Origin of the sequence: Patiriisocius marinistellae (assembly GCF_009014635.1) — a bacterium.
In the GTDB taxonomy this organism is placed as follows: Bacteria; Bacteroidota; Bacteroidia; order Flavobacteriales; family Flavobacteriaceae; genus Patiriisocius; species Patiriisocius marinistellae.
Genome location: NZ_BKCF01000004.1, coordinates 314,867 through 336,857, shown reverse-complemented (window position 1 = coordinate 336,857; position 21,991 = coordinate 314,867). Strand labels below are relative to the sequence as shown.

General features: G+C 33.5%; 21 protein-coding genes. 10 read left to right on the top strand and 11 right to left on the bottom strand.

Translation table 11 applies throughout. The features are described from left to right. The 8 genes from GB234_RS11900 to GB234_RS11865 form a co-directional block, all read left to right on the top strand. The coding region (locus GB234_RS11900) for a CLIPPER-2 domain-containing protein (RefSeq protein ID WP_172966882.1) at window positions 1-2,372 on the top strand (2,372 nt) is incomplete at its 5' end. Between the two features lie 64 nt (window positions 2,373-2,436). Then, window positions 2,437-3,378, top strand: a complete 942-nt coding sequence (locus GB234_RS11895; RefSeq protein WP_151894786.1) for a PorP/SprF family type IX secretion system membrane protein — start codon at window positions 2,437-2,439, stop codon at window positions 3,376-3,378. A gap of 147 nt (window positions 3,379-3,525) precedes the next feature. After that, window positions 3,526-5,523 (top strand): OmpA family protein, encoded by a 1,998-nt coding sequence (locus GB234_RS11890; protein WP_151894785.1) that lies wholly within the window; start codon window positions 3,526-3,528, stop codon window positions 5,521-5,523. Between the two features lie 102 nt (window positions 5,524-5,625). Next, window positions 5,626-6,144: an isopentenyl-diphosphate Delta-isomerase gene (gene idi, locus GB234_RS11885; protein WP_151894784.1), complete on the top strand. Its 519-nt coding sequence runs from the start codon at window positions 5,626-5,628 to the stop codon at window positions 6,142-6,144. Continuing rightward, a complete protein-coding gene (locus GB234_RS11880; RefSeq protein ID WP_151894783.1) occupies window positions 6,141-6,551 on the top strand; it encodes a 6-pyruvoyl trahydropterin synthase family protein in 411 nt (136 codons plus the stop codon). Before idi ends, GB234_RS11880 begins: the two co-directional genes overlap by 4 nt. Beyond that, entirely contained in the window at window positions 6,551-7,009 is a 459-nt protein-coding gene (locus GB234_RS11875) for a peroxiredoxin (protein WP_151894782.1), read from the top strand. The genes GB234_RS11880 and GB234_RS11875 overlap by 1 nt, the downstream gene beginning before the upstream one ends. Next, window positions 7,006-7,977 (top strand): type I phosphomannose isomerase catalytic subunit, encoded by a 972-nt coding sequence (locus GB234_RS11870; RefSeq protein WP_151894781.1) that lies wholly within the window; start codon window positions 7,006-7,008, stop codon window positions 7,975-7,977. Before GB234_RS11875 ends, GB234_RS11870 begins: the two co-directional genes overlap by 4 nt. A 73-nt stretch (window positions 7,978-8,050) precedes the next feature. Then, complete coding sequence (locus GB234_RS11865; RefSeq protein ID WP_151894780.1) at window positions 8,051-8,317, top strand: hypothetical protein; 267 nt, start codon at window positions 8,051-8,053, stop codon at window positions 8,315-8,317. Window positions 8,318-8,321: 4 nt separating this feature from the next. On the opposite strand, the gene GB234_RS11860 is transcribed toward GB234_RS11865, so the two are convergent. The 7 genes from GB234_RS11860 to GB234_RS11830 all read right to left on the bottom strand — a co-directional run bounded on the left by GB234_RS11860 (window position 8,322) and on the right by GB234_RS11830 (window position 13,692). Beyond that, window positions 8,322-9,029, bottom strand: a complete 708-nt coding sequence (locus GB234_RS11860; protein WP_151894779.1) for a DUF4369 domain-containing protein — start codon at window positions 9,027-9,029, stop codon at window positions 8,322-8,324. An 86-nt stretch (window positions 9,030-9,115) separates the two neighbouring features. Continuing rightward, complete coding sequence (locus tag GB234_RS11855) at window positions 9,116-10,453, bottom strand: DUF819 family protein (protein ID WP_151894778.1); 1,338 nt, start codon at window positions 10,451-10,453, stop codon at window positions 9,116-9,118. A gap of 219 nt (window positions 10,454-10,672) precedes the next feature. After that, window positions 10,673-10,828 (bottom strand): type II toxin-antitoxin system antitoxin, encoded by a 156-nt coding sequence (locus GB234_RS11850; RefSeq protein WP_151894777.1) that lies wholly within the window; start codon window positions 10,826-10,828, stop codon window positions 10,673-10,675. Window positions 10,829-11,006: 178 nt separating this feature from the next. After that, window positions 11,007-11,933: an alpha/beta hydrolase family protein gene (locus GB234_RS11845; protein WP_151894776.1), complete on the bottom strand. Its 927-nt coding sequence runs from the start codon at window positions 11,931-11,933 to the stop codon at window positions 11,007-11,009. A 207-nt stretch (window positions 11,934-12,140) separates the two neighbouring features. Next, window positions 12,141-12,644 carry a hypothetical protein gene (locus GB234_RS15235; protein WP_151894775.1) on the bottom strand — a complete coding sequence of 168 codons (504 nt, stop codon included), beginning with the start codon at window positions 12,642-12,644 and terminating at the stop codon, window positions 12,141-12,143. Beyond that, the gene (locus GB234_RS11835) at window positions 12,644-12,811 is read right to left on the bottom strand and encodes a DUF4177 domain-containing protein (protein WP_151894774.1); all 168 of its coding nucleotides are present in this window, start codon (window positions 12,809-12,811) and stop codon (window positions 12,644-12,646) included. The genes GB234_RS15235 and GB234_RS11835 overlap by 1 nt, the downstream gene beginning before the upstream one ends. A gap of 20 nt (window positions 12,812-12,831) precedes the next feature. Further along, entirely contained in the window at window positions 12,832-13,692 is an 861-nt protein-coding gene (locus GB234_RS11830; protein WP_151894773.1) for an SPFH domain-containing protein, read from the bottom strand. A 127-nt stretch (window positions 13,693-13,819) separates the two neighbouring features. On the opposite strand from GB234_RS11830, the gene GB234_RS11825 reads away from it, so the two are divergent. Together GB234_RS11825 and GB234_RS11820 are read left to right on the top strand one after the other, a co-directional pair. Further along, window positions 13,820-14,599, top strand: coding sequence for a S1/P1 nuclease (locus GB234_RS11825; protein ID WP_151894772.1), 780 nt, complete (start codon window positions 13,820-13,822; stop codon window positions 14,597-14,599). Window positions 14,600-14,976: 377 nt separating this feature from the next. Further along, entirely contained in the window at window positions 14,977-15,402 is a 426-nt protein-coding gene (locus tag GB234_RS11820) for a hypothetical protein (RefSeq protein ID WP_151894771.1), read from the top strand. Here the strand turns inward: GB234_RS11820 and GB234_RS11815 are convergent. The 4 genes from GB234_RS11815 to GB234_RS11800 all read right to left on the bottom strand — a co-directional run bounded on the left by GB234_RS11815 (window position 15,349) and on the right by GB234_RS11800 (window position 21,668). After that, window positions 15,349-15,975 carry an alpha-ketoglutarate-dependent dioxygenase AlkB family protein gene (locus tag GB234_RS11815; RefSeq protein WP_308645068.1) on the bottom strand — a complete coding sequence of 209 codons (627 nt, stop codon included), beginning with the start codon at window positions 15,973-15,975 and terminating at the stop codon, window positions 15,349-15,351. The two genes, GB234_RS11820 and GB234_RS11815, sit on opposite strands and share 54 nt — an antisense overlap. Next, window positions 15,975-16,325 carry a DoxX family protein gene (locus tag GB234_RS11810; RefSeq protein ID WP_151894770.1) on the bottom strand — a complete coding sequence of 117 codons (351 nt, stop codon included), beginning with the start codon at window positions 16,323-16,325 and terminating at the stop codon, window positions 15,975-15,977. The genes GB234_RS11815 and GB234_RS11810 overlap by 1 nt, the downstream gene beginning before the upstream one ends. Then, window positions 16,325-16,537, bottom strand: coding sequence for a hypothetical protein (locus tag GB234_RS11805; protein ID WP_151894769.1), 213 nt, complete (start codon window positions 16,535-16,537; stop codon window positions 16,325-16,327). The genes GB234_RS11810 and GB234_RS11805 overlap by 1 nt, the downstream gene beginning before the upstream one ends. Window positions 16,538-16,628: 91 nt before the next feature. Then, window positions 16,629-21,668 (bottom strand): M36 family metallopeptidase, encoded by a 5,040-nt coding sequence (locus tag GB234_RS11800; RefSeq protein WP_151894768.1) that lies wholly within the window; start codon window positions 21,666-21,668, stop codon window positions 16,629-16,631. Window positions 21,669-21,991 lie beyond the last annotated feature (323 nt).

The following is a 21,991-nucleotide window of genomic DNA, read 5'->3' as shown; positions in this document are numbered from 1 at the left end:
CTGTAACAGATACGAGTGATACAGGGACAGATGCTGGTGGTAATCCTATTACAGATCCAGAAGGGACAGAGACACCAAATGGAGATGGAACCACAAATGGAGATCCAACAGATGACCCAACAGTAACAACAATTATTCAAAATGCTGCTATAGGTCTTATCAAAACAGGAATCTTTAATGACCTTGATGGTGATGGATGTTCAAATCCTAATGAAACTATTAGTTACACATTTACTGTGACGAATGAGGGAAATATAAGTTTATCAAATGTTGAATTAAACGATATTCTTTTAGGTGGACTTATTGCAGGACCAGTATCTGGAGATACTAATGCTGATATGATATTGGATATTGATGAGATTTGGAATTACGAAGTAGATTATATGATAACTCAATTGGATATTGATGCAGGTAATGTAACAAATACCGCAACTGTAACTGCAGACGGACCTACTGGACAAGTAAGTGACGTTTCAGATGAAAGTATTGTTTCAGAAGACGATCCAACGGTTACTGTACTTTGTCAAGATGCTAGTATTGCTTTATTAAAAGTAGGAACACTTAATGATCAAAATGGTAATGGATGTACAGATGTACTTGAGACAATCGATTACCAATTTATAGTAATTAACACAGGTAATGTAACACTTACAAATATTACAGTTACTGATGCTAATATTGATGTAATATTACTTGGAGGTCCTATTGCTACATTAGCACCTGGAGATCAAGATGACACAACTATAACAGGAGTGTATTCAATACAACAAGTTGATATTGATGCAGGTTCGTTTACAAATACAGCAACGGTCTTTGGTACAACACCAGACGCAACTATTGTAAATGATATATCTGATGAAACTAATCCTGCAGGAAATAATCCTACAGTGACTACTTTATGTCAAAATGATAGTATAGCTTTGATTAAAACAGGTACTGTAAACGATACAAATGGTGATGGTTGTGCGAATGTTGATGAAACTATTACGTATTCTTTTAGTGTAATTAATAATGGTAACACGACTATAACTAATATAGATATCGATGACCCATTAGTTAATGTACAAGGAGGGCCTATTGTATTGAATCCAGGCGATCAAGACACTACTTCTTTTACCGCTGTTTATTTAGTTACTCAAGCAAATATTAATGATGGGCAAGTAACCAATCAAGCTGAAGTTACTGGATTGAATCCAGCAGGTGTTATTGTTAGTGATTTGTCTGATAATAATGATTATACTCAAAATGATCCAACAGTTACAGTGTTATGTAATCAAGCAGTTATCGCTTTAATTAAAACTGGAACACCAGTAGATGAAAATAATAACGGTTGTGTTGATTTAGGTGAAACAATTATATATGACTTTGTAGTTACTAACCTCGGAAATGTAACTTTGACACAAGTTATTGTAACTGATCCAATGGTAACTGTAATAGGTGGACCAGTAACATTATTAGCCGGAGAAAGTGATACTGAAACCTTCTCTGCTATTTACACAGTAATTCAAGATGATGTAAATAATGGATTTGTAAATAATCAAGCTATTGCCGAAGGTTTAGATGCTATGGGTAATATAGTAAGTGATTTATCTGATAACAATAGTAATTTTGAAAATGATATTACGACCACAATATTGTGTCAAGATTCATCAATTGCCGTAGAGAAGACAGGTATATTTATTGATGGTAACTCCAACGGAATTACAGAGGTAGGTGAGTTAATAGAATATACTTTCTTTGTAACAAATACTGGAAATGTAACATTATTCAATATTACTTTAGATGATCCATTACCAGGAATTGTAGTTTCTGGAGGACCTATCGCTCAGTTATTACCAGGAGAAGTTGATAATACTACTTTTACTGCTACTTATCCAATAACTCAACAAGATATTGATAATGGTGAAGTTGTAAATCAAGCAACAGTTAGTGGTAAACCAGCTAGTGGTTCTGAAATTACTGACTTATCTGATGATCCAACTGAAACAGCAAACGTAGACCTTAATGGTGATGGTAATCCAGATGATCCAACTGTAACTATTTTACCTAATGTTGATGCACCATTTATCATATTTAATGCTGTATCACCTGACGGAAATGGTCAAAATGATATATTCTTAATCCAAGGAATAAGTGAATTCCCAGATAACAATGTTAAGATATATAACCGTTGGGGAGTTCTAGTTTTTGAAACAGATGGATATGGTGGATCTGACGATACTGAAAATGTATTTGTTGGAATTTCTGAAGGAAGAGAAACTATAGAAAAAGATAAGTTACTTCCTACAGGAACATACTATTATATTATTAAATTCAACGGCGACAATCCAGGAGAGGATAGTTACGCAGGATATTTATACTTAAACAGATAACAACTAATAAAGATACTTAGAACCAGCAGTGTTAAATAGCTGCTGGTCTTTAAAACATAGAATTATGAAAAAAAAGTATTTATTTTTAATCTTAACAGTCTTTCTGGGAACACTAGTTAGTTCAGCACAGCAAGACCCTCAGTACACTCAGTATATGTACAATACTCAAATTGTAAATCCTGCATATGCTGGAAACAGAGATGCGTTGAGTTTTGGATTGCTTTTGCGTACGCAATGGGTAGGACTTGAAGGAGCACCACAAACTGGAACTTTTACAGTTGATACCCCATTAGGAATTCAAGAGAATATGGGATTAGGGTTATCAGTAGTTCATGACCAAATAGGACCAGCGAATGAAACTAACTTTACCGTAGATTATTCGTATTCAATTAATACATCAGAGACTGCACAGCTTTCTTTTGGACTAAAAGCAGGTATGCACCTGTTAGACGTTGATTTTAGCAAGTTGAATGTTGCAGACGCGGGTGATCCTAGGTTTCAAAATAATATAGATAATAAATTTCAACCTCAAATAGGAGCAGGACTGTATTATAATACTGATAAATTCTACGCAGGTTTATCTGTACCTAACTTTTTAACAACACGCCATTTTGATGAAGGGAGTCTTATAAACACAACTATAGAGTCTACTCCACAAGAAAATTTACACTACTTTTTAATTGCTGGTTATGTTTTTGATATTAATGAAAATTTAAAATTAAAACCAGCATTTTTAGGAAAAGCTGTAAGTGGAGCACCCCTTGAGGCAGACCTTTCTTTAAATGCATTATTCAATGAAAAGTTTACATTAGGTGTTGCATATAGATGGAGTGCAGCTGTAAGCGCAATGGCAGGATTTCAAGCTTCTGATGGTATTTTTATTGGATTTGGTTATGATTATCAATCAACAGAGATTGAAGATTTTAGTGATGGTTCTTATGAGCTAATGCTAAGGTTTGATGTGTTTAAGAAACCAGAACGTGTATTAACACCACGTTTCTTTTAATAGTTAAACTCAAAATATAACTCGTGGGGACGAGTAAATAATCAATTAATATTTCCGAAGCGAAAAATCATAAGTAAATTTTTTCATAGGATTTAAAACATATAATTAAAGTATCTGAAAATTAGTTCAGAATAAATTTGGGGCAATATGAAAGCAATAAAAAATAGTAGCAAATTACTACTCATAACACTAGCATTTTTATGTGCTGGTGTTTCGTTTTCGCAAGAAAATAAGATTAAAAAGGCAGACAAAGAATTTGACCGTTATGCTTATATCGATGCGAGAGCAATATATCTTAAAGTTGTAGAAGATGGATTTGCTTCTGCCGAAATATTTAAAAAACTTGGAGATACGTATTATTGGAATAGTGACTATGACAATGCTGCTAAGTGGTATGGCAGATTAATTGATACTTTTCCAAATGATGCAGATGCTTCATATTATTTGAGAGCTGCACAGAGTTACAAGTCTGTTAATAATTATGATGAGTCAGATAAATTAATGGAAATTTATGCTGAGATGACAGGAGATAATCTTGTCATTAAAAATTTTGAAGAGAATAAAAGTTATTTAAGTATAATCGCTTTTCTTTCAAAAAATTATGAATTAGAAAAAGTATCAATTAATTCTCCTACCTCAGATTTTGGTGCAGCATATTATGGAAATCAAATCGTTTTTGCATCTGCTGAAGGTACTACTGGTAGTCGCACATATGAATGGACAGATCAACCATACTTAGATTTATTTGTTGCAGATAAAGACTCTCTAGGTAGATTAACAAATAAAACACCACTTTCTAATGCAATTAATACGGGTTATCATGAGTCTTCTGCTGCATTTACAAAAGATGGAAATACAATGTATTTTACTAGAAATAATTTTATTAAAGGTAAAGCTGGAAAAGATAAAGATAAAACCGTTCGATTAAAATTATATTATGCAACAAAAGGCGAAGATGGAAACTGGGATAACGTTAAAGAAATGCCATTTAATAGTAAAGAATATTCTACAGCACATCCAGCATTAAGTGCTGATGAAAAGAAGTTATATTTTGCCTCAGATATGCCTGGAACATTAGGTATGTCAGACTTATATTTTGTAGAGATTGAAGGAGATGGAGTTTTTGGAACTCCCGTAAATTTAGGTCCAAGCATTAATACAGAGGCACGAGAAACCTATCCGTTTATAAGCAAAGTAGGTAATTTGTATTTTGCAACAGACGGAAGACCAGGTTTAGGAGGTTTTGATATATTTTCAACTCCCATTACAGCAGAGGGCGCTGTAGGGGCTATTAAAAATATTGGAATTCCAGCAAACAGTAATCAAGATGATTTTGGGATTATTATAGATGAAAAGAAAAACCTTGGATACCTTACATCAAATAGAGATGGAGAACAAGGAAGTGTAAATGATGAAATTTATAGAGTTCAATTTTCTAAATGTAAAATAGATATTGCAGGTATTGTAGTAGATAAAAATACTGGACTAATAATACCTCGAGCAACTGTAGTACTTTTAGATAGTGAAAATAAAGAAATTAGCAGACAAGAAGCTAATGATAAGGCAGAGTTCTCATTCCCTAATGAAGAATGTATGACACAATACACAGTTCGTGCTTCAAAGACTGGATATGAGCCTAATGAAGAAATTATTACAACACCCAATCAATCTGTAAAATTAAGTTTAAAAATTCCGCTAACACCACTTAAGGTTGCAACTAACCCATGTGCTGATAATGATTTAGGCTGTAGATTAAACTTACAACCTATTTATTTTGATTTTGATAAAAGTTACATAACTGCGAAAGCCGAAGTTGAACTTGCAAAAATTTTAGCAGCAATGCGCTTATATCCAGAACTTATAATCCATATTGAATCACATACTGATAGTCGTGCAACTTTTAGTTACAATGAAAGATTAAGTGAGCGTAGAGCACAATCTACATTACAATGGTTAATTAATAGAGGTATTGAACCCCGTAAATTAACTGCAAGAGGTTACGGAGAAAATAGATTGACTAATCGATGTAAAGATGGAGTTGAATGTACTGAAGATGAACACGACTTAAATAGAAGATCAGTTTTCTTAATTCAAAACGGAAATGAAAATATTGATAATAGTGCTAATGAAAGAGAGCAACATTAAAAATTAACAAATACAATATTAAATAAAAAGAGCACTTCAATGTATGAGGTGCTCTTTTTATTTTAGACACGTCGGTAATTTTGTATTTTTACAAAAAAAGAAATGCCCGAAGAGAAAGTTATTTTAGTAAATGAAAATGACGAGCAAATAGGTTTAATGCCTAAAATGGAAGCACATGAAAAGGCATTATTGCACAGAGCCTTTTCGGTTTTTATTTTAAATGACAATAATGAGCTAATGTTGCAACAACGTGCGGCTAACAAGTATCATTCTCCTAGCTTATGGACAAATACCTGTTGCAGCCATCAACGTGACGGAGAAAGTAATCTAGACGCAGGGAAAAGACGCCTACAAGAAGAAATGGGTTTTACGACTGAGCTTAAGGAGTCAATCTCGTTTATTTACAAAGCACCCTTTGATAATGGTCTTACAGAACATGAATTTGATCATATTCTCCTCGGAAATTTTAACGACATTCCACATATCAACAAAGATGAAGTTGCAGACTGGAAATGGATGTCATTAAATGATATTAAAGTTGATATAGAAAAACATCCCGAACTATATACCGAATGGTTTAAGATTATATTTGCAGAATCTTTTGAACACCTTAAGCTATGAGTTTAACAGTATATAGAAAAGCACATTTTAACGCAGCACATCGCCTTTATAGAAAAGACTGGAACGATGAAAAAAATTTCGAAGTTTTTGGGAAGTGTAGCAACCCTAACTATCATGGACACAATTATGAATTAGAAGTTGGTATTACTGGTAAAATTGACCCTACAACAGGATTTTTAATTGACATGAAATTATTAAAAGACATCATCAAAGAAGAAATTGAAGATACCTTTGATCATAAAAACCTTAATGTTGAAGTGCTAGAATTTAAGGATTTGATACCCACGATGGAGAATATTGCTGTAGTAATATGGAATAAACTCAGATCTAGAATTGAAAAAAAATTTAATATCACAGTGAAGTTATACGAAACACCGCGCAACTTTGTAATTTACAATGGAAACTAATGAGTATAAAAACCGGCACAGTATTACCAGACTTTGAATTAAATGACCAGTACGGTAACACATTTTCCTCTACATCTGTAAAAGGAAAGCAAGCAGTAGTGATTTACTTTTACCCTAAAAATTTTACTTCAGAGTGCACTAAAGAAGCATGTAGCTTTAGAGATAGTTTTGAAGATTTCATTGCTCAAAATATAGTTGTAATTGGCATTAGTAGTGATACTGAGGAATCTCATAAAAAGTTTGCCTCAAAATTTAACCTTCCTTTTATTTTACTTGCAGATTCAAAAAAGAAAGTACGTAAATTGTTTGGAGTCAAAAATGATTTATTGGGTTTAGTTGCTGGTAGAGAAACGTTTGTTTTTGATGCCAATGGCATATTAATTACAAAATTTAAATCAATGAATGCAGCACCACATATTGAGGGAGCACTTCATCAATTAAATGAGTTACCAAAATGAAAAATAAACTTCACCTCCTAAAATTTAATCCTATCTTAAAGGAAAAGGTATGGGGTGGAACAAAATTAAAGAACCGCTTTAATAAAGATGGTGATGGGAAAATAGGAGAGAGCTGGGAACTTTCGGGGGTTGAAGAAAGTATTTCAATTGTTGCTAATGGCGAGTTAAAAGGGTATTCCATTAACTATTTGATTGAAAAATTTGGCGAGTCATTGATGGGTAAAAGCGTATATAATGACTTCGGAAATAAATTTCCATTACTATTTAAATTTATTGATGCCGCAGAAGACCTCTCTGTGCAATTGCACCCAGATGATGCATTAGCACATTCTAGACATAACTCTTTTGGTAAAACCGAAATGTGGTACATCATGGATGCTGAGGAAAAAGCAAGACTCATCATTGGCTTTAAAGATGGAACTGATAAAGAAATTTATCAAAAACATATTTCAGAAGGTACTATTACAAAAATTCTTGTATCTGAAGCCGTGACCAAAGGTGATTGCTATTTTATTGCACCGGGTACTGTTCATGCCATTGGTGCAGGAGTGGTCCTTGCCGAAATACAACAAACAAGTGATATAACATATCGTATCTATGATTGGGACAGACCTGATCTTGACGGAAAAATGCGTCAATTACATACAGATAAAGCTATTGACGCTATAAAGTATGATATAGTTGATGCTAAAATTTCTATTGTTGAAGAAAAAAATAGCGCTGTACTTTTAAAGAAATCAGACTTTTTTATAACAAATAAATTAGTGCTATCTAAAAATGTAACAAGAGACTTAAAATTAAAAGATAGTTTTATTGTTTACATGTGTGTTGCAGGTTATGCAACAATTATAGCAGATGATTTTCAAGAAAAAATACAAACTGGCGAAACAATATTAGTTCCTCAATGTTTAGCTAATGTAATTATCAAAACACAATCTGCAACTCTTTTAGAAGTGTATATTCCTTAATAGTTGTACTTTTGCAGCAATAAAAAATTAAATATTAATTAAAAGCTATCCCGTTAATAATGGGACACTAAAGATGGCAAACGTAAGAAATTTAAAAAAAGATATCAATTATGTATTAGGTGATATTATTGAAGCCGTATACATTTGGGAACTTACAAACCCAGAAAAAGATAATAAAGAAGCTGAGAAAATCATAGATGATGCTATTAAAACTTTTGACGAACTTATCGTTAAAGTAAATGCAAAAGATGTTGACAATAAAAAACAACACTTTAAAACAATAACAGCAGAGCTTGAAACAAAAGGAAGAGCTTTAATTGACAGAATCAATAAGCTGTAATCATTTATTGTTTCTCAGATTTTCTTTCTGAAATATAAGACTCCAATGCTTTACCGTATTTGGAGTCTTTTATTTTTTGACTACTTGACTTATAGATGGTATCTAAATATTTAATATTAGCATCTGGTATTCTTGCCAATGCTAAATAAGGAGCAACCTCAAATTCCTTTTGGTTCATCGCAAAATTGATAGTCGCTAAATATTTTGAACGTAACAAACGCTCTTGTTGTACTTTAGTTTGAGCTAATAATGTATCATTTTCATCTCGTAGTGCTTCAAAATTTTTCGCAGTTAAATCAAGATTTTTGTCAATATAACGTTGTACTAATTTATCGTGTATTTTTAAAAGTGAATCATTTTTTGAACCCTTTATTATAGCATTTTTTGCAAATCCATCTAGAGTTGTGTTTATTGAAATTTTAGAAGCCTCAGCAAAGAAAGGGATACGCTCGTCAATAAGGTCTCCGTTTTCTAAACGTAGGTATAAATAATGCATTTCTGGACTTGAAACTATTTCAGAAAAACTAAAATTGCTATCACCGTCTATAAGTACGCTGTCTAATGATACTAAGATTGTATCATCAATTTTTTGTAAAACAACAGTTCCAGTTTTTAAACCCTTAATATTTCCGCTAAGGAACATTTCATTCTCTCCCTTACCACAGTTAACGAGTAGCAAACAAATACCAAGTGCATATAGAATATTCTTCATAATCAAATCGAAATTTTGAAGCGCAAAGATGCCAAAAAACCCGATAAAACCGAAGCTTAAAGTTTAAAAAAATAATTAAAAGTGGTTTACGAAACTGATGCTAATTGCATCAAAAAAGTACACGCTACGGCACCAATTGTTCCTATGGCATAACCAAAAACAGCGAGCAAAACACCAACTGTCGCCAATGATGGATGAAAGGCTGACGCAACAATGGGAGCAGAGGCTGCTCCACCCACATTTGCTTGACTTCCTACGGCGAGGAAGAAATATGGCGCTTTGATTAATTTTGCTACGAGGATTAAAAGTACCGCATGGATAGTCATCCACACGGCGCCAATTGCTATAAGTCCTAAATTGTCAAAAATGAGCATTAAATCCATTTTCATCCCAATCGATGCAACAAGGATATAGATAAATACACTACCAAATTTGCTTGCACCTGCACCTTCATAACTACGTAACTTAGTATACGATAAAATTATACCTATGATAGTTGTGATGGATATCATCCAGAAAAATGATGAGCTCAAAAATGTAAAGAGATTTCTAGTTAGGCCTTTATCAAGCCCATTGACAAAATCTGTAAAGAAGCTACTCATATAACCTGCACCAAAATGTGCAAACCCAACGGTGCCAAAGGCGATCGCAGCTAGCACCATTAAATCTGTCAATGATGGGTTGCGTTCTTTTTCAAGCGAATAGCTAGAAACTTTCTCTTTTAAAGCTTCAATAGCAGATGTGTCTGCCCCAAGCCATTTATCAATTTTAGCAGATTTACCAATACCTATTAATATTATAGCCATCCAGATATTTGCAATAACAATATCTACAAAAACCATCCCTCCATATAATGCTTGATTATATCCGTAAACTTCAAGCATAGCCGTTTGATTTGCACCACCGCCAATCCAGCTACCAGCAAGTGTAGATAAACCTCTCCATACAGCATCTGCACCTTCACCACCTAAAGTTTCTGGAGAGATAGTTCCTATCAATAGTACGGCTACAGGACCACCTATAATAATCCCTACGGTACCAGTTAAAAACATAATAAGCGCTTTAGGCCCTAAATTAAAAACTGCTTTTAAATCAATACTTAAAGTCATTAAAACTAGTGCAGCAGGTAATAAGTAACGGCTAGCAACATAGTATAAATTAGAAGAACCTCCAGATGTGTCGCCAGATTCTGTGACTGAGGTCCACTCTGGTGATATAATTCCTGCAGTTGTTAAAATTGCAGGTATGAGGTACGCCATAAATAAGGCAGGTACAATTTTATAAAATGAATTCCAGAAACCATCTTTTTTTGATGACGTATAAAAAATAAGTCCTAAAGCGACCATCAATAACCCAAAAACGATGGTGTCGTTAGTAAATAGGGGTGTGGTATCTTCTATGATTTTAGGAATTTGATCTTGCATGGTTGTGATTTTGATGCAAAATACCTTTTTTAATTCAGATTTGGGAATTGAAGATTAAAATTTCAGAAGGGATTATTTTAAGTTTTACTTCTGAAATGAAGTATTGGGAAGTAATTGTACTGTTTAATTTTTTTAAATAACAAAGCTTATAAATTGCAATTTGAAGATATTAAATAATTTAATGAATAATAATTAGGTTTCAGTTTTTATCAAATTTCATTATTTTTTAGGTTCTCGACTATTTTTTTTGAGCATTTCGTTGAGCATCCACTCAATCTGGCCATTAGTGGAACGGAACTCATCTTGAGCCCATTTCTCTATGGCTTTCATCATATCTTCGTTCACTCTGAGTGCAAATGCTTTTTTCTTTGCCATCCTTCTTATTTAGTTTTGGCTTTTATATTTAGTTTATTCTAAAACCTTATTTGATTAATAATGTAAACCCTATACATATACTAATAATAGAAAAGATTACTAGTGCTATTAATAATCTATATGAATCCTTTTTTAATAACCACCTAATAAGCATGTTTCTTTATTTTAAATTGAAAAGTTATTTTTTTATAAATTTTGTAATTTCCTCAATTAATATGGGCATTACGGGCATTTTGTAATTATTATATGACTTTTGATTTTCCATATCGTTTCCTTCAATTTCTTTAAGTATATGGTTCATTTTTGGAACGATTAAAAATTGAGCACCGGGTTTAGCTTTCTGTAACTCAGCAGCTTCGCTAACTTGTACTTGCAAATCTTTGTCACCGTTGATAATGAATACAGGAACGTTTAATTTTGAAATTTCTTCCTTAGGATTATATTTCATCCAGCTATTAATGAAAGGTTGTATAGCTGGTCTAAAAATAGATGCTAGACCTGGGCTATAGTTTGAGGTAGTCCCATTCTTTTTCATTTCGGCAAAAGCTATTCTGGCATTTTCTTCTAATCCTGGAGCCTGATTTTTTAATTGATCAACAATAACTTCATCAATACTTTGACCTGCACCTGCAATGGATATAAAACCATCAGCTCCATTTTGAGCAGCAATCATTCCCACAAGCGAGCCTTGACTATGACCTAAAATGTAAATTTTTGAAAAAGCATCTGCTCTTTTAAAATAGTCGAATACATCGACAGCATCTTTAATAAAATCATCAAACCTAATGCTTTCTTCATTTACTGTTTTGTTTTTCATTTGTTTTACAATACGTTTATCGTATCTAAAACTAGCAATGTTGTTTTGATACAACCCTTCAGCAAGATAACGTAGTGAATTATTTTCCATCATTTGTTGATTTCCATTGCGGTCTGTAGGTCCAGAACCACCAATAAAAATTACTAACGGAAGTTTGTCTTGACTCTTAGGTGTTAGAATGGTGCCATCTATCAAAGGAGAAATTGAGATGTCACGAACATCCTTTTTAATGTCCTGTGCGGTAAGGAATATCGTATTTAATAAAATTAAAAAAGCAATCTTTTTCATAGCTTATGGTTTTGTGCAAAATGCAATGTTCCTATTTTGATTAAATACTAGCGAGATAGTAATCTCATTCGCTAATACAAACCGAAATTTTGCCTTTACAGTTTTTTATATAAACGTTTTCTTAAGAGTATATAGTGTGAATAACGGGTTTTGATTGTTCAATTTTACAAAGAGCGTACCGTCTTTTAATAATTTTCAAACCAAAAGTTATGTATGTAATAATTTATGTTGGTATGTTTTAAGTACACTTTCGACCTCTTCTTTTTTTTGAGTTCCTATTAAGGTTTTTTTACCGTTCTTAAATATAATTTGAATACCTGTTGAGCCACTTACGTTATATGCTTTACCGTGTTTTCCGAAAGAAAAACGATACCCCCAACCACCATATTCACTAATTGGGCTGTACTCACGCACATAAATTTTTTTAATTTCACTCCACGGGACATGTTTTAACTTTAATTGAAAAGGCCAAAACCCATAATAGATTCCTTGTTCGTTAATTTTTGTCTCTAGTTTAAAGATGAAAATTATTGCAATTACAAGTAAAGCAAATAGTGCTGAAACAATAAAAGTGATTAAATCGGTGCTTGATTCTTTTTCAACTTCTTTGTACTCTTCAAATAGTCCATAAAAAACTACGCAAGTTGTAGCTATTATTATAAGTATAAACCACCATTGCCTAAATTTTTGTACTTCTCTAAAAACTCTCATTATTTTTGTTTTTCTAAGAGCGCTATAAATTGACTAGCGGAACCTCCTATGAGGTCAATGTCTTTAACTTCCCACCCTTGTCTAGCATGCGTGTTAAGAAGATCTTCAAAGTTTTGAATATTGTCTTTCCAGCTAATTTCAGATTTTAAAATTTTATATTCTTTCATAATTATGTTATTAATTATTCTTAGTGATTTAAAGTTCCTGCATTTACAATGGGTGATGCATCTTTGTCACCACATAAAATAACCATTAGATTACTTACCATTGCGGCTTTACGTTCTTCGTCAAGGTCAATCACTTGTTTTTTACTTAATTGATTGATGGCCATTTCAACCATGCTTACTGCTCCTTCCACAATTTTATGTCTTGCCGCTACAATGGCTGTTGCTTGCTGTCTTTTAAGCATTGCACTTGCAATCTCATTTGCGTATGCGAGGTATCCTATTCTAGATTCGAGTACTTCAATTCCTGCGATTGCAAGACGTTCTTCTAGTTCTTTTTCAAGTGCTTCGTTTACTTCCCCCATGCTCGAGCGTAGTGTAATATCTTCATCGAGACCTTCATCAGCAAAATTATCATAAGGATATTTGCTCGCAAGCTCTCTCACAGCAGCGTCAGTTTGTATGCGTACAAAATTCTCGTAATTGTCAACGTCAAATGCTGCTTTATGAGTGTCATTAACTCTCCAAACTAATATGGTGCTAATAATAATAGGATTTCCCATTTTATCATTTACCTTGAGTCTTTCACTGTCAAAATTACGTGCTCTTAATGACATTTTTGTTTTAGTGTATAAAGGGTTAACCCAGTATAAGCCATTTTTTCTAATCGTTCCTTTGTATTCACCAAACAAAAGTAAAACTCTAGACCCATTAGGGTTTACCATTATAAAACCGGGTAACATTATAATTGCGATCAATATACCTAATCCAAATAATGGGTTTTTAAACATTATTATCGCAGCAATACTGCCAAAGAAGAATATTACAAATAAAAAGAGCATCATATAGCCGCTCGCAGGAGTTACCGATTTTTCGTTAGACATAATAAAAAATTTAAAGTGATATTAAAATGATATTAAACAAATATAAGTAATTTATTCTGAAATTTCCAAATGTTTTTTGAAATACAACCCAAATAGGAATGGTATATTTGTTTAAAATATATGTCTTATGAAATCTTATTTGTTACTTTTTTCTGCGTTAATCATTTCTTTTAATACGGTAATTGCCAATAATGACTGGGGCAGGACTGGTCATAGAGTAACAGGAAAAGTTGCTGCAGAGCATTTGTCTAAAAAAGCAGAAAAAGCAATTAGTCAGCTTTTAAATGGTGAATCTCTAGCATTTGTTTCAACCTATGCAGATGAGATACGTAGTGATAATGCTTATAAAAGCTATGCGCCTTGGCATTATGTAAGCTTTCCTTTTGGGGCACGTTATGAAACATCACCTAAAAATGAAAAAGGAGATATTATACAAGGAATAGACAGTTGTATTAAAGTATTAAAAGACAAGACATCTTCAAAAGAAGAAAAGGCATTTAATTTAAGGATGTTAGTTCATTTTATTGGTGATTTACATATGCCATTGCATGTAGGGCTTAATGAAGATAAAGGTGGGAATGATTTTCAAGTTAGATGGTTTGGGGACGGTACAAATCTTCATACCGTTTGGGATACAAAGATGATTGAGAGTTATGAAATGACATACACAGAGCTCGCAGATAATAAGCAAAAATTATCAAAACAACAAATACTAGACTGGCAACAAGGTTCAATCAATGACTGGATGTATGAGAGTAGAGCGCTTTGTGAAGATATTTATGCAAATACAGAAATTGGTGAAAAACTAGGGTATCGTTATATGTATAAATATGTAAATGTAGCGAGAAAACAATTGCATAAAGGTGGTCTGCGATTAGCCAAAGTACTCAATGAAATATTTGAATAACATTTTCACATATACACACTATTCTTTATTAATCAACTAAAAAGTTGTTTAAGCAGGTCAATATTTCTTTATTTTGATCTTAATTAGTTCAACATTTCACATTTTTTTATAAAATAATTTTTCTTGTCTTGTATTTCATCGGTAATTTTTATTGATGAGTATGTATAACATCGAAAACCAAAGGGTTTGCTCAAAATTATCATAACGCGCTAGTAATTAACTTATTGTGGGTGTGTATCTTTGTGCTATAAATTATAATGTAAAAGTTTTATTAAATTTTTATTTGAGAAAAATTTAATTTCAAGTGCTGAAAGCTAAACTTTTTTATAACCTAATTTTTCCATTTTAATTTTTTATATGGAAACTTTGAATTGAAAATGAATGCGCTAAATAATAAATATTTTATAATTCGTAAAATTTTAGGACTTGTAATAGTTTTTCATGGTTTGTATCGTATTGTAACTATTTTAAATTATGTAGATTTTGTATCGCAGCATTTATCTGGGATTATTACAAATCAGACAGTGCTTGTTGTACGAACTACGTTGTTACCATTTCTTGAATTTTTAAGTGGAGCTTTGTTGTTTATGAAAGTAGGAGTAAAGCGGTCGGCATTTTTTGCTACAATCATTTCAATAATTATGGTTGTTTTTATAATTATTGGTGATTTAGGTATCATCCGTCTTTTATATCACTTTCTAGTTCTTGTAGGTTTAGCGTATATTATATATGCTTATCGTCCTTTAATTTTAAATGAAAGAAACTTTAATATTTCTAAAAGTAAGATTAATTCGCGGGAGTAATTGTTTTTTAGATTTTGGCAATTGATGTTGCCAGTAGGCTTGGGTAGTGCCTCCCATTAATAGTAAACTACCATGTTTTAAGTTCATTTTAAAGCGCTCATTTTTATTGTGCTTATGTTTAAAATGAAACGTTCTTTTCGCCCCAAAACTTAAAGATGCAATGAAGGGGTGTTTCCCCAGCTCCTTCTCGTCATCACTATGCCATCCATTGCTATCGCTTCCATCACGGTATAAGTTGAGTAGCACTGTAGTGTATTTTTCATTACTTATTTTTTCTACATCATTCTTTATATCCTCAAGAAGAGAAGTAAACTTTTTAGGTTGCATTTTAATATTTGAGTATGAATATGATTTTCCATCATCCCCATATAATGCAGTCAATCTAGGTTGTTTGTATGTCTTCCCAAAAACAGTAATATCATCTTCCTGCCACTCGGTTTCGGCCATTATTTTTTTCTGAAATGTAGTAGCAATTTCTTCTGAATAGAAGTTTGGATAGTACCATACTTCTGCATCTTTCATTGGTAACCGTATGGGATTATTTGTTTCTTCCGAAGTAAATAGTTTCATCATTATACGTACAAATATGCCCAGTAAATAAGCGCAAACTGGAGTGGTAATCTTAAAATTAAAACCCATTTAGGGAGTTTCATCGCTGCTTTTTCGTTTTGGAGCATGTAGATGTGTACTGTGAAAAATACAATTAACATAGCGATAATCCCCCAAGCACCAACGCTCTGGGTATCGCTATTTAATAGTAGTAATCCACCTAACATTTCGGCTATGCCACTTAAGAGTACCATCAATTTGGGCTGCGGAATATAGGGTGGCATAATGCGTTCATAAATTTTTGGAGCTCTAAAATGATTTGCGCCGGCGATAATGAAAATTAAACCGAATAGGTATTGATGCCAAGGTAACATTATATTGAATCTGTTTTTATGGTTAAGGAATCTCGCTTTTTTTCTGAAATTACTGGTGGGGTTTGATGTTTAAGTAATGAGTCTAAACTAGGAGCACCATCACCAATACCACCATCTGCTTCTACCGGAATCATTTTTTCTTCCTTTTTTTGCTCACGACAATTAAGTAGAAAGACACAGCTTAAAATAAATGTAATGTGTATTAATTTCATAGTAATTTTTAAAATCTAAATGTAATGATTCCAAAATGAAAAACCGCCAATAACAAATGCTATTGGCGGTCTTGGTTTTAATTTAATAAAATTACTCCTTTATTAATTGTTTGATAATTTGTCCAAATTCGGTTTCAATAATTACTAAATAAGTTGCGCTCTGTAAAGCTGAAATATTAAACGTAGTAATTGCTCCTGTTTTATTTAAATGCTCAATTTGTACAAGTCTTCCTGTAATATCATAAATACTAAGGTTTTCAATACTTATATTTTGAGGGTTTGAAATACTTAAACGGTTGTTTGCTGGATTAGGAAACAAACTTACTGCGTTGCGTGCTATTGCTGGTGATTGTGTTCCTAAAATATCATCTACTGTTAGTATAAAACTACATGTTGCTTCAAAACCACCATTGTCTTGAACTGTAATTTCAATTTCATGATCTCCTTGTGGTAATAATGTTCCAGGAGCAGGGTCTTGTTCGTAAATAGTTATTGGTGTTGTACAATTATCTGTTGCAACTGCATCACCAATTGCAATGTAATCTGGGAGCTCGTAGGGCCCATTAGATATTACTGTTTGGTCTGCTGGACAAACTACCACTGGTGCTAAGCCATCAACTACATTTACAAATGCAGCACAGCTATCAGTTTCTCCCGCTGCGTTTGTAACTGTAAAGATAATTTGGATTGAGCTACCTATGTCATTACAATCAAAACTATCTCTATCTATGCTCAACCCATCAAAACAGCGTATTCCAGAAGAACCTCCGTCAAAAGCACTTGGTAAAACGGTAGCAGTTCCATCCTGCATTAGTGTAACAGTTACATTTTGACAAACAGCATTAGGAGGAAATGCACTTTCTTCAACCGTCACTATTGCAACACAGGTTGCTTCATTTCCATCTTGGTCTATTACAGTTAATGTAACATCATTTGTTCCTATGTTAGAACAGTCAAATTGTTCGATGTCAATTTCTGTTGAGATTATAGTACAATTATCAGTACTTCCGCCATCAATATCTGAAACATCTATAATGGCAATACCATCTTCATCTAGCGCTACAGTTATGTTATTACAAATAGCTGTTGGCGCTATTGTGTCTTCTACTGTAACTAGAGTTTCACAAGAAGCTTCATTTCCATTTTCGTCAATAACAGTTAATGTAACTTCATTTATGCCAATGTTAGTACAATCAAACGTATCCATATTCAATGTATAACTAGCAATTGTACAGTTATCAGTACTTCCATTATCAACATCAGTAGGTAGGATTGTTGCCATCCCCATAGCATCTAGTTGAACGGTTATTTCTTGACAAATTGCAATTGGAGATATAGTGTCTTCCACTGTAACTTCAGCAATACAACTGTTTATGTTTCCATTTTCATCTGTTACGATTAATGTAATTTGATTAATTCCAACATTAGCACAATCAAAAGTAGTGATGTCTATTTCAGAAGAAACAATTCCGCAGGCATCAAAACTTCCTCCGTCGACATCTGCAGCTGTAATTGTGGCTGTCCCTGTTTCGTCTAATTGGACTGTAATATTTTGACAAATTACATCTGGTATTACAGTGTCTTCAACGGTAACGATAGCAACGCAGGATGCTTCATTTCCATCATTATCAATTACTGTAAGTGTTACATTGTTTGGTCCTATGTTTGAGCAATCAAAAGTATCAATGTCAATAGTTGCATTAACGCTGGAGCAAATTGTACCTGAGCCTCCATTAACATCTGCTGCATCAATTGTGATTGTTCCTGCGGCATCAAGTTGTACAGTTATGTCTTGACAAATAGCTTCTGGCGGAGTGTTGTTTTCAACAGTAACGGTAAATAAACATTCTGTTGTATTTCCGCAGTCATCCATTACAATAAATTCGTTTGTAGTAGTTCCTATAGGGAATTCACTTCCTGATGGTAAACCTTGAATTTGTGATACTGTTACGTTTCCGCAGGTATCAGCCTCGTTCAATGAGTACGTTACAATCGCAGTACATTGCATAGGGTCTGTGTCAACTACAATATCCATAGGGCACTCTAGCGTTGGCGCGGTAGTGTCTTCAACAGTAATTGTTTGTACACAACTTACTATATCGCTCCCGCAGTTATCTGTTGAAAGCCAAGTTCTTTCAATCACTAAGGTGTTTCCACATCCAGGGATTTCATTATCTGAGAATGTTACCACTGGGTTAGGGTCACAGGTAGATAATGAGGTAGCCATTCCTGTGTTTGCGGGAGTTGTATCGTCTCCACATTCAAGCGTTATATTATCTGGACAATTTATACTTTGACCTCCGGGACTCGGAATTACATTTGCTACCGCTGTACATGTGGCAGTTTGTCCAGTTCCTGTAGTTACTAAAACTTCAACATTATTTAATCCTATATCTGCATTTGTAAAAGAAACTGTTGTTGCTAATGGTGTTCCTGCTGTTACGGTAAATGTTCCACAGTCTAAGCTTATGCTTTCTAAAAAGTCTGGTGCGTTTACTGTTGCATTGCCTGTTACATCTAAAAACACATCTAGTGGCGTAGAAACTATTTGATAATCATACAACAATGACCAATAATTTAAAATACCTGGGTCTTCGTTAAACGTATCTTGAATAAAAATAGTCCAAGTTCCTAATGTGTTTTCTCCGTCAAATGCAGTTAGAGCATTACTTGGGATATAGTTAGGTTCTGGAAAAGCATTTAAACCAGTATTGCATGAAAGTCCATTTATAGATTCGTCATCAAATAATGTTGTTATATCATTTCCACTACATCCATCATTGGTTCCATTAAATATTGTTACTTGAGTTCCTGCAGGTGATTCAATTGTAATAATCATGTCTCCCACATACGTATGTGCTATCTGTAATTCTATATTCAAATCTGTAATATTGACGTTATCAGTCACATTCATTGTTGTACTTACTGTATTTAAGTCTTCAATAATTAAATTAGGACTGTCACTTGTTTCGCCTGTCATATTCAATGTTCCGCTCCCTTTACATATGAGTATAGGAGGGTTGTCAGTTACTTCAATAGTATCTGTCAAAACACCAGGTGCGCCAGTACAGAAATCAACTGTAGCATAACTTATAGTTACTGTTCCGGCTCCAGGTATTGCTGGATCAAATGTATAGGTCATTCCATTTGCATCATCTGTAACTCCTGGCCCACTATAAACACCACCTACCGGGAATCCTCCTCCAAGTCCAGACTGCACTCCGTCTGCTAAGCAAACTTCTTCAATAGTATCAAAACTTGAAAAAGTGGGAGGTAAGTCAAATGCCTCACTTCCATCACTACGGCTATTTGTGCCTCCTTGAGTTGCACTAAATCCTAAGCCTCTTCTTGCAAATGCTTCCCATATTTCGCATCTATTTGCACCTCCATAAATTGCTTGATCAGCAGCTAAGATTGCATCACGGCCATCTACAAACCCTGGTGAACAGGGTTGCAGCTTCATACCTTCGGTAACTAATGTAAGTGAAATATTATTTCCACTAGTACCATTATATATATCTGGGTCAAAACCATGTGTATCTATAAGCTCCCATGTCATTTCCCATAACATTGCTGCCCAAACTGAACCCACTCCATGAGGAACTGATTCTGTCATAATATCATCATAAGTATGTGGGTTTATACTGAAATCTGTACTGTAATCAAAAGTTCTAATGCTTCCGCCAGTAGGCCCTACTCCTGTTAGCCACGTACCAATAGGTCTTGAATCTGGTCCTAAATCTCCAGGTTCTAAAGTTAGCATCAAAGCATAATAATCACTCCAACCTTCACCCATTTGTTCTGTATTTTGCAAACAACCAGCTGCTGCGGCACCTCCTGTTAATCTATTTGAAATTCCATGTGCATATTCATGCACTATTACGCCATTATCTAGGTCACCATCTCTATTGTTACAAGTATACATTTGCATTGTAGGATTTCCTCCGTCGCCAGGAGTACCCATATTTGCATTACAATCACCAGATCCATCTTGTGCTTCAGCAAAAACATAATCGTTCCCTGCTCCTCCGTTACCATAATTGTTTTGTTGAAAATTACCAGATGCTTCATCAAATCCATATTGATATGTTACATCATGAATAATATTATTCCAATAAAATAAATTTGTTATCGCTGCCGCTTCACTTTGATCAGCATTTGAATATGTTTCATTTAATGGGAAGTTAAAAACAAGTCCAGCACCTCCATCAGGGCTAAAACCTGGATTGTCTCCATCCTCATACGCGTGTACATTATTTCCTCTTGTAATTGTAAACTCTGCGCCATTGGCACCATTAGTATCGTGCCATCCAAAGGGAGACGCAGTTGCATTATCAGGATTAGCCTCCATGGTTCTTCCACCATAATTGGGTGATTCTACAGGCATAGCATATACATTATAGTTTCCAACCATTGCATTTTCTGCAGTTGTAGGATTTGAAATGGTTTTTGTTTCAATATTTATTTCTTCTGAAATTTCTTGACTTGAATGATCGTGTGTTTCATGATTCCCAAGAATATTACATGAAACTATCCAGTTTTCTTTATTTAATATAGCCCCTGTTACAGCATCTATTTGAAAATTCCACCAGGCAACTCCATTAGTTTCTTTGATAGATAATTCCCATACTATTCTGGTACCAGTCATTTTTGAATAATAGTATAATAATTTTGCAGGAATATCTCTTTCTGAAATATTACCACCACTAAAGAGCATTTTTTGCTCAACACCATTGTCCTTTTTTAGTAATTTAAGGTTATCATTAGAATATCCCATTTTGTTAACTACACTTTGTATAGCATCCAAAGCAGAAATTGAAGCACTACTAGAAGTTATGGATTGTGGTGCATCTAAAAGGAAGTTGTTGTGAGTTATCAATGTTTTTCCTGATGCATTTAAATGAACACTTGACTCAGTTCCGTAAATACCCAAACCATTAATAGCTTGTCTTAAATAAACGTGATGAATGCCACTTACGCTGCTTACGTGCTCACTTGTTATAACATGCGTATTTCCTTTTTGAGAAATAAGTTGTTCAAGAATAGGTTGTGTTTTTTGTGTGGTGTTTTTCTTTTGAGCCAACATTTGTAAAACAAATAGGCACAGTACTAGGGATAAAATTCTTTTCATTATAATTTTTTAATTGAAACTAAAACTTATTCTCGACCATAAGGGTAATTAAGATATGTGCAAAATTATTATTAGCAATTCTTTACGATCTCGACGAAAATATAAAAAAAAGCGATGAAAGACAACTATTTTATTCTCTGCCCATTATAGACGATTTTAAGTATTAAAATTATCTAAAAAATTAAGGATTTGTTGTAAAGTAAAGATGGAGTATTGTAATTGACTCCAAAAATTAAATAGTTTATATAGTAAGATATATTTGAGATTATTAAAAAAAAAATTATAAAAAAAAGGGCTCAGTTTTAAAACTGAGCCCTTTTGTA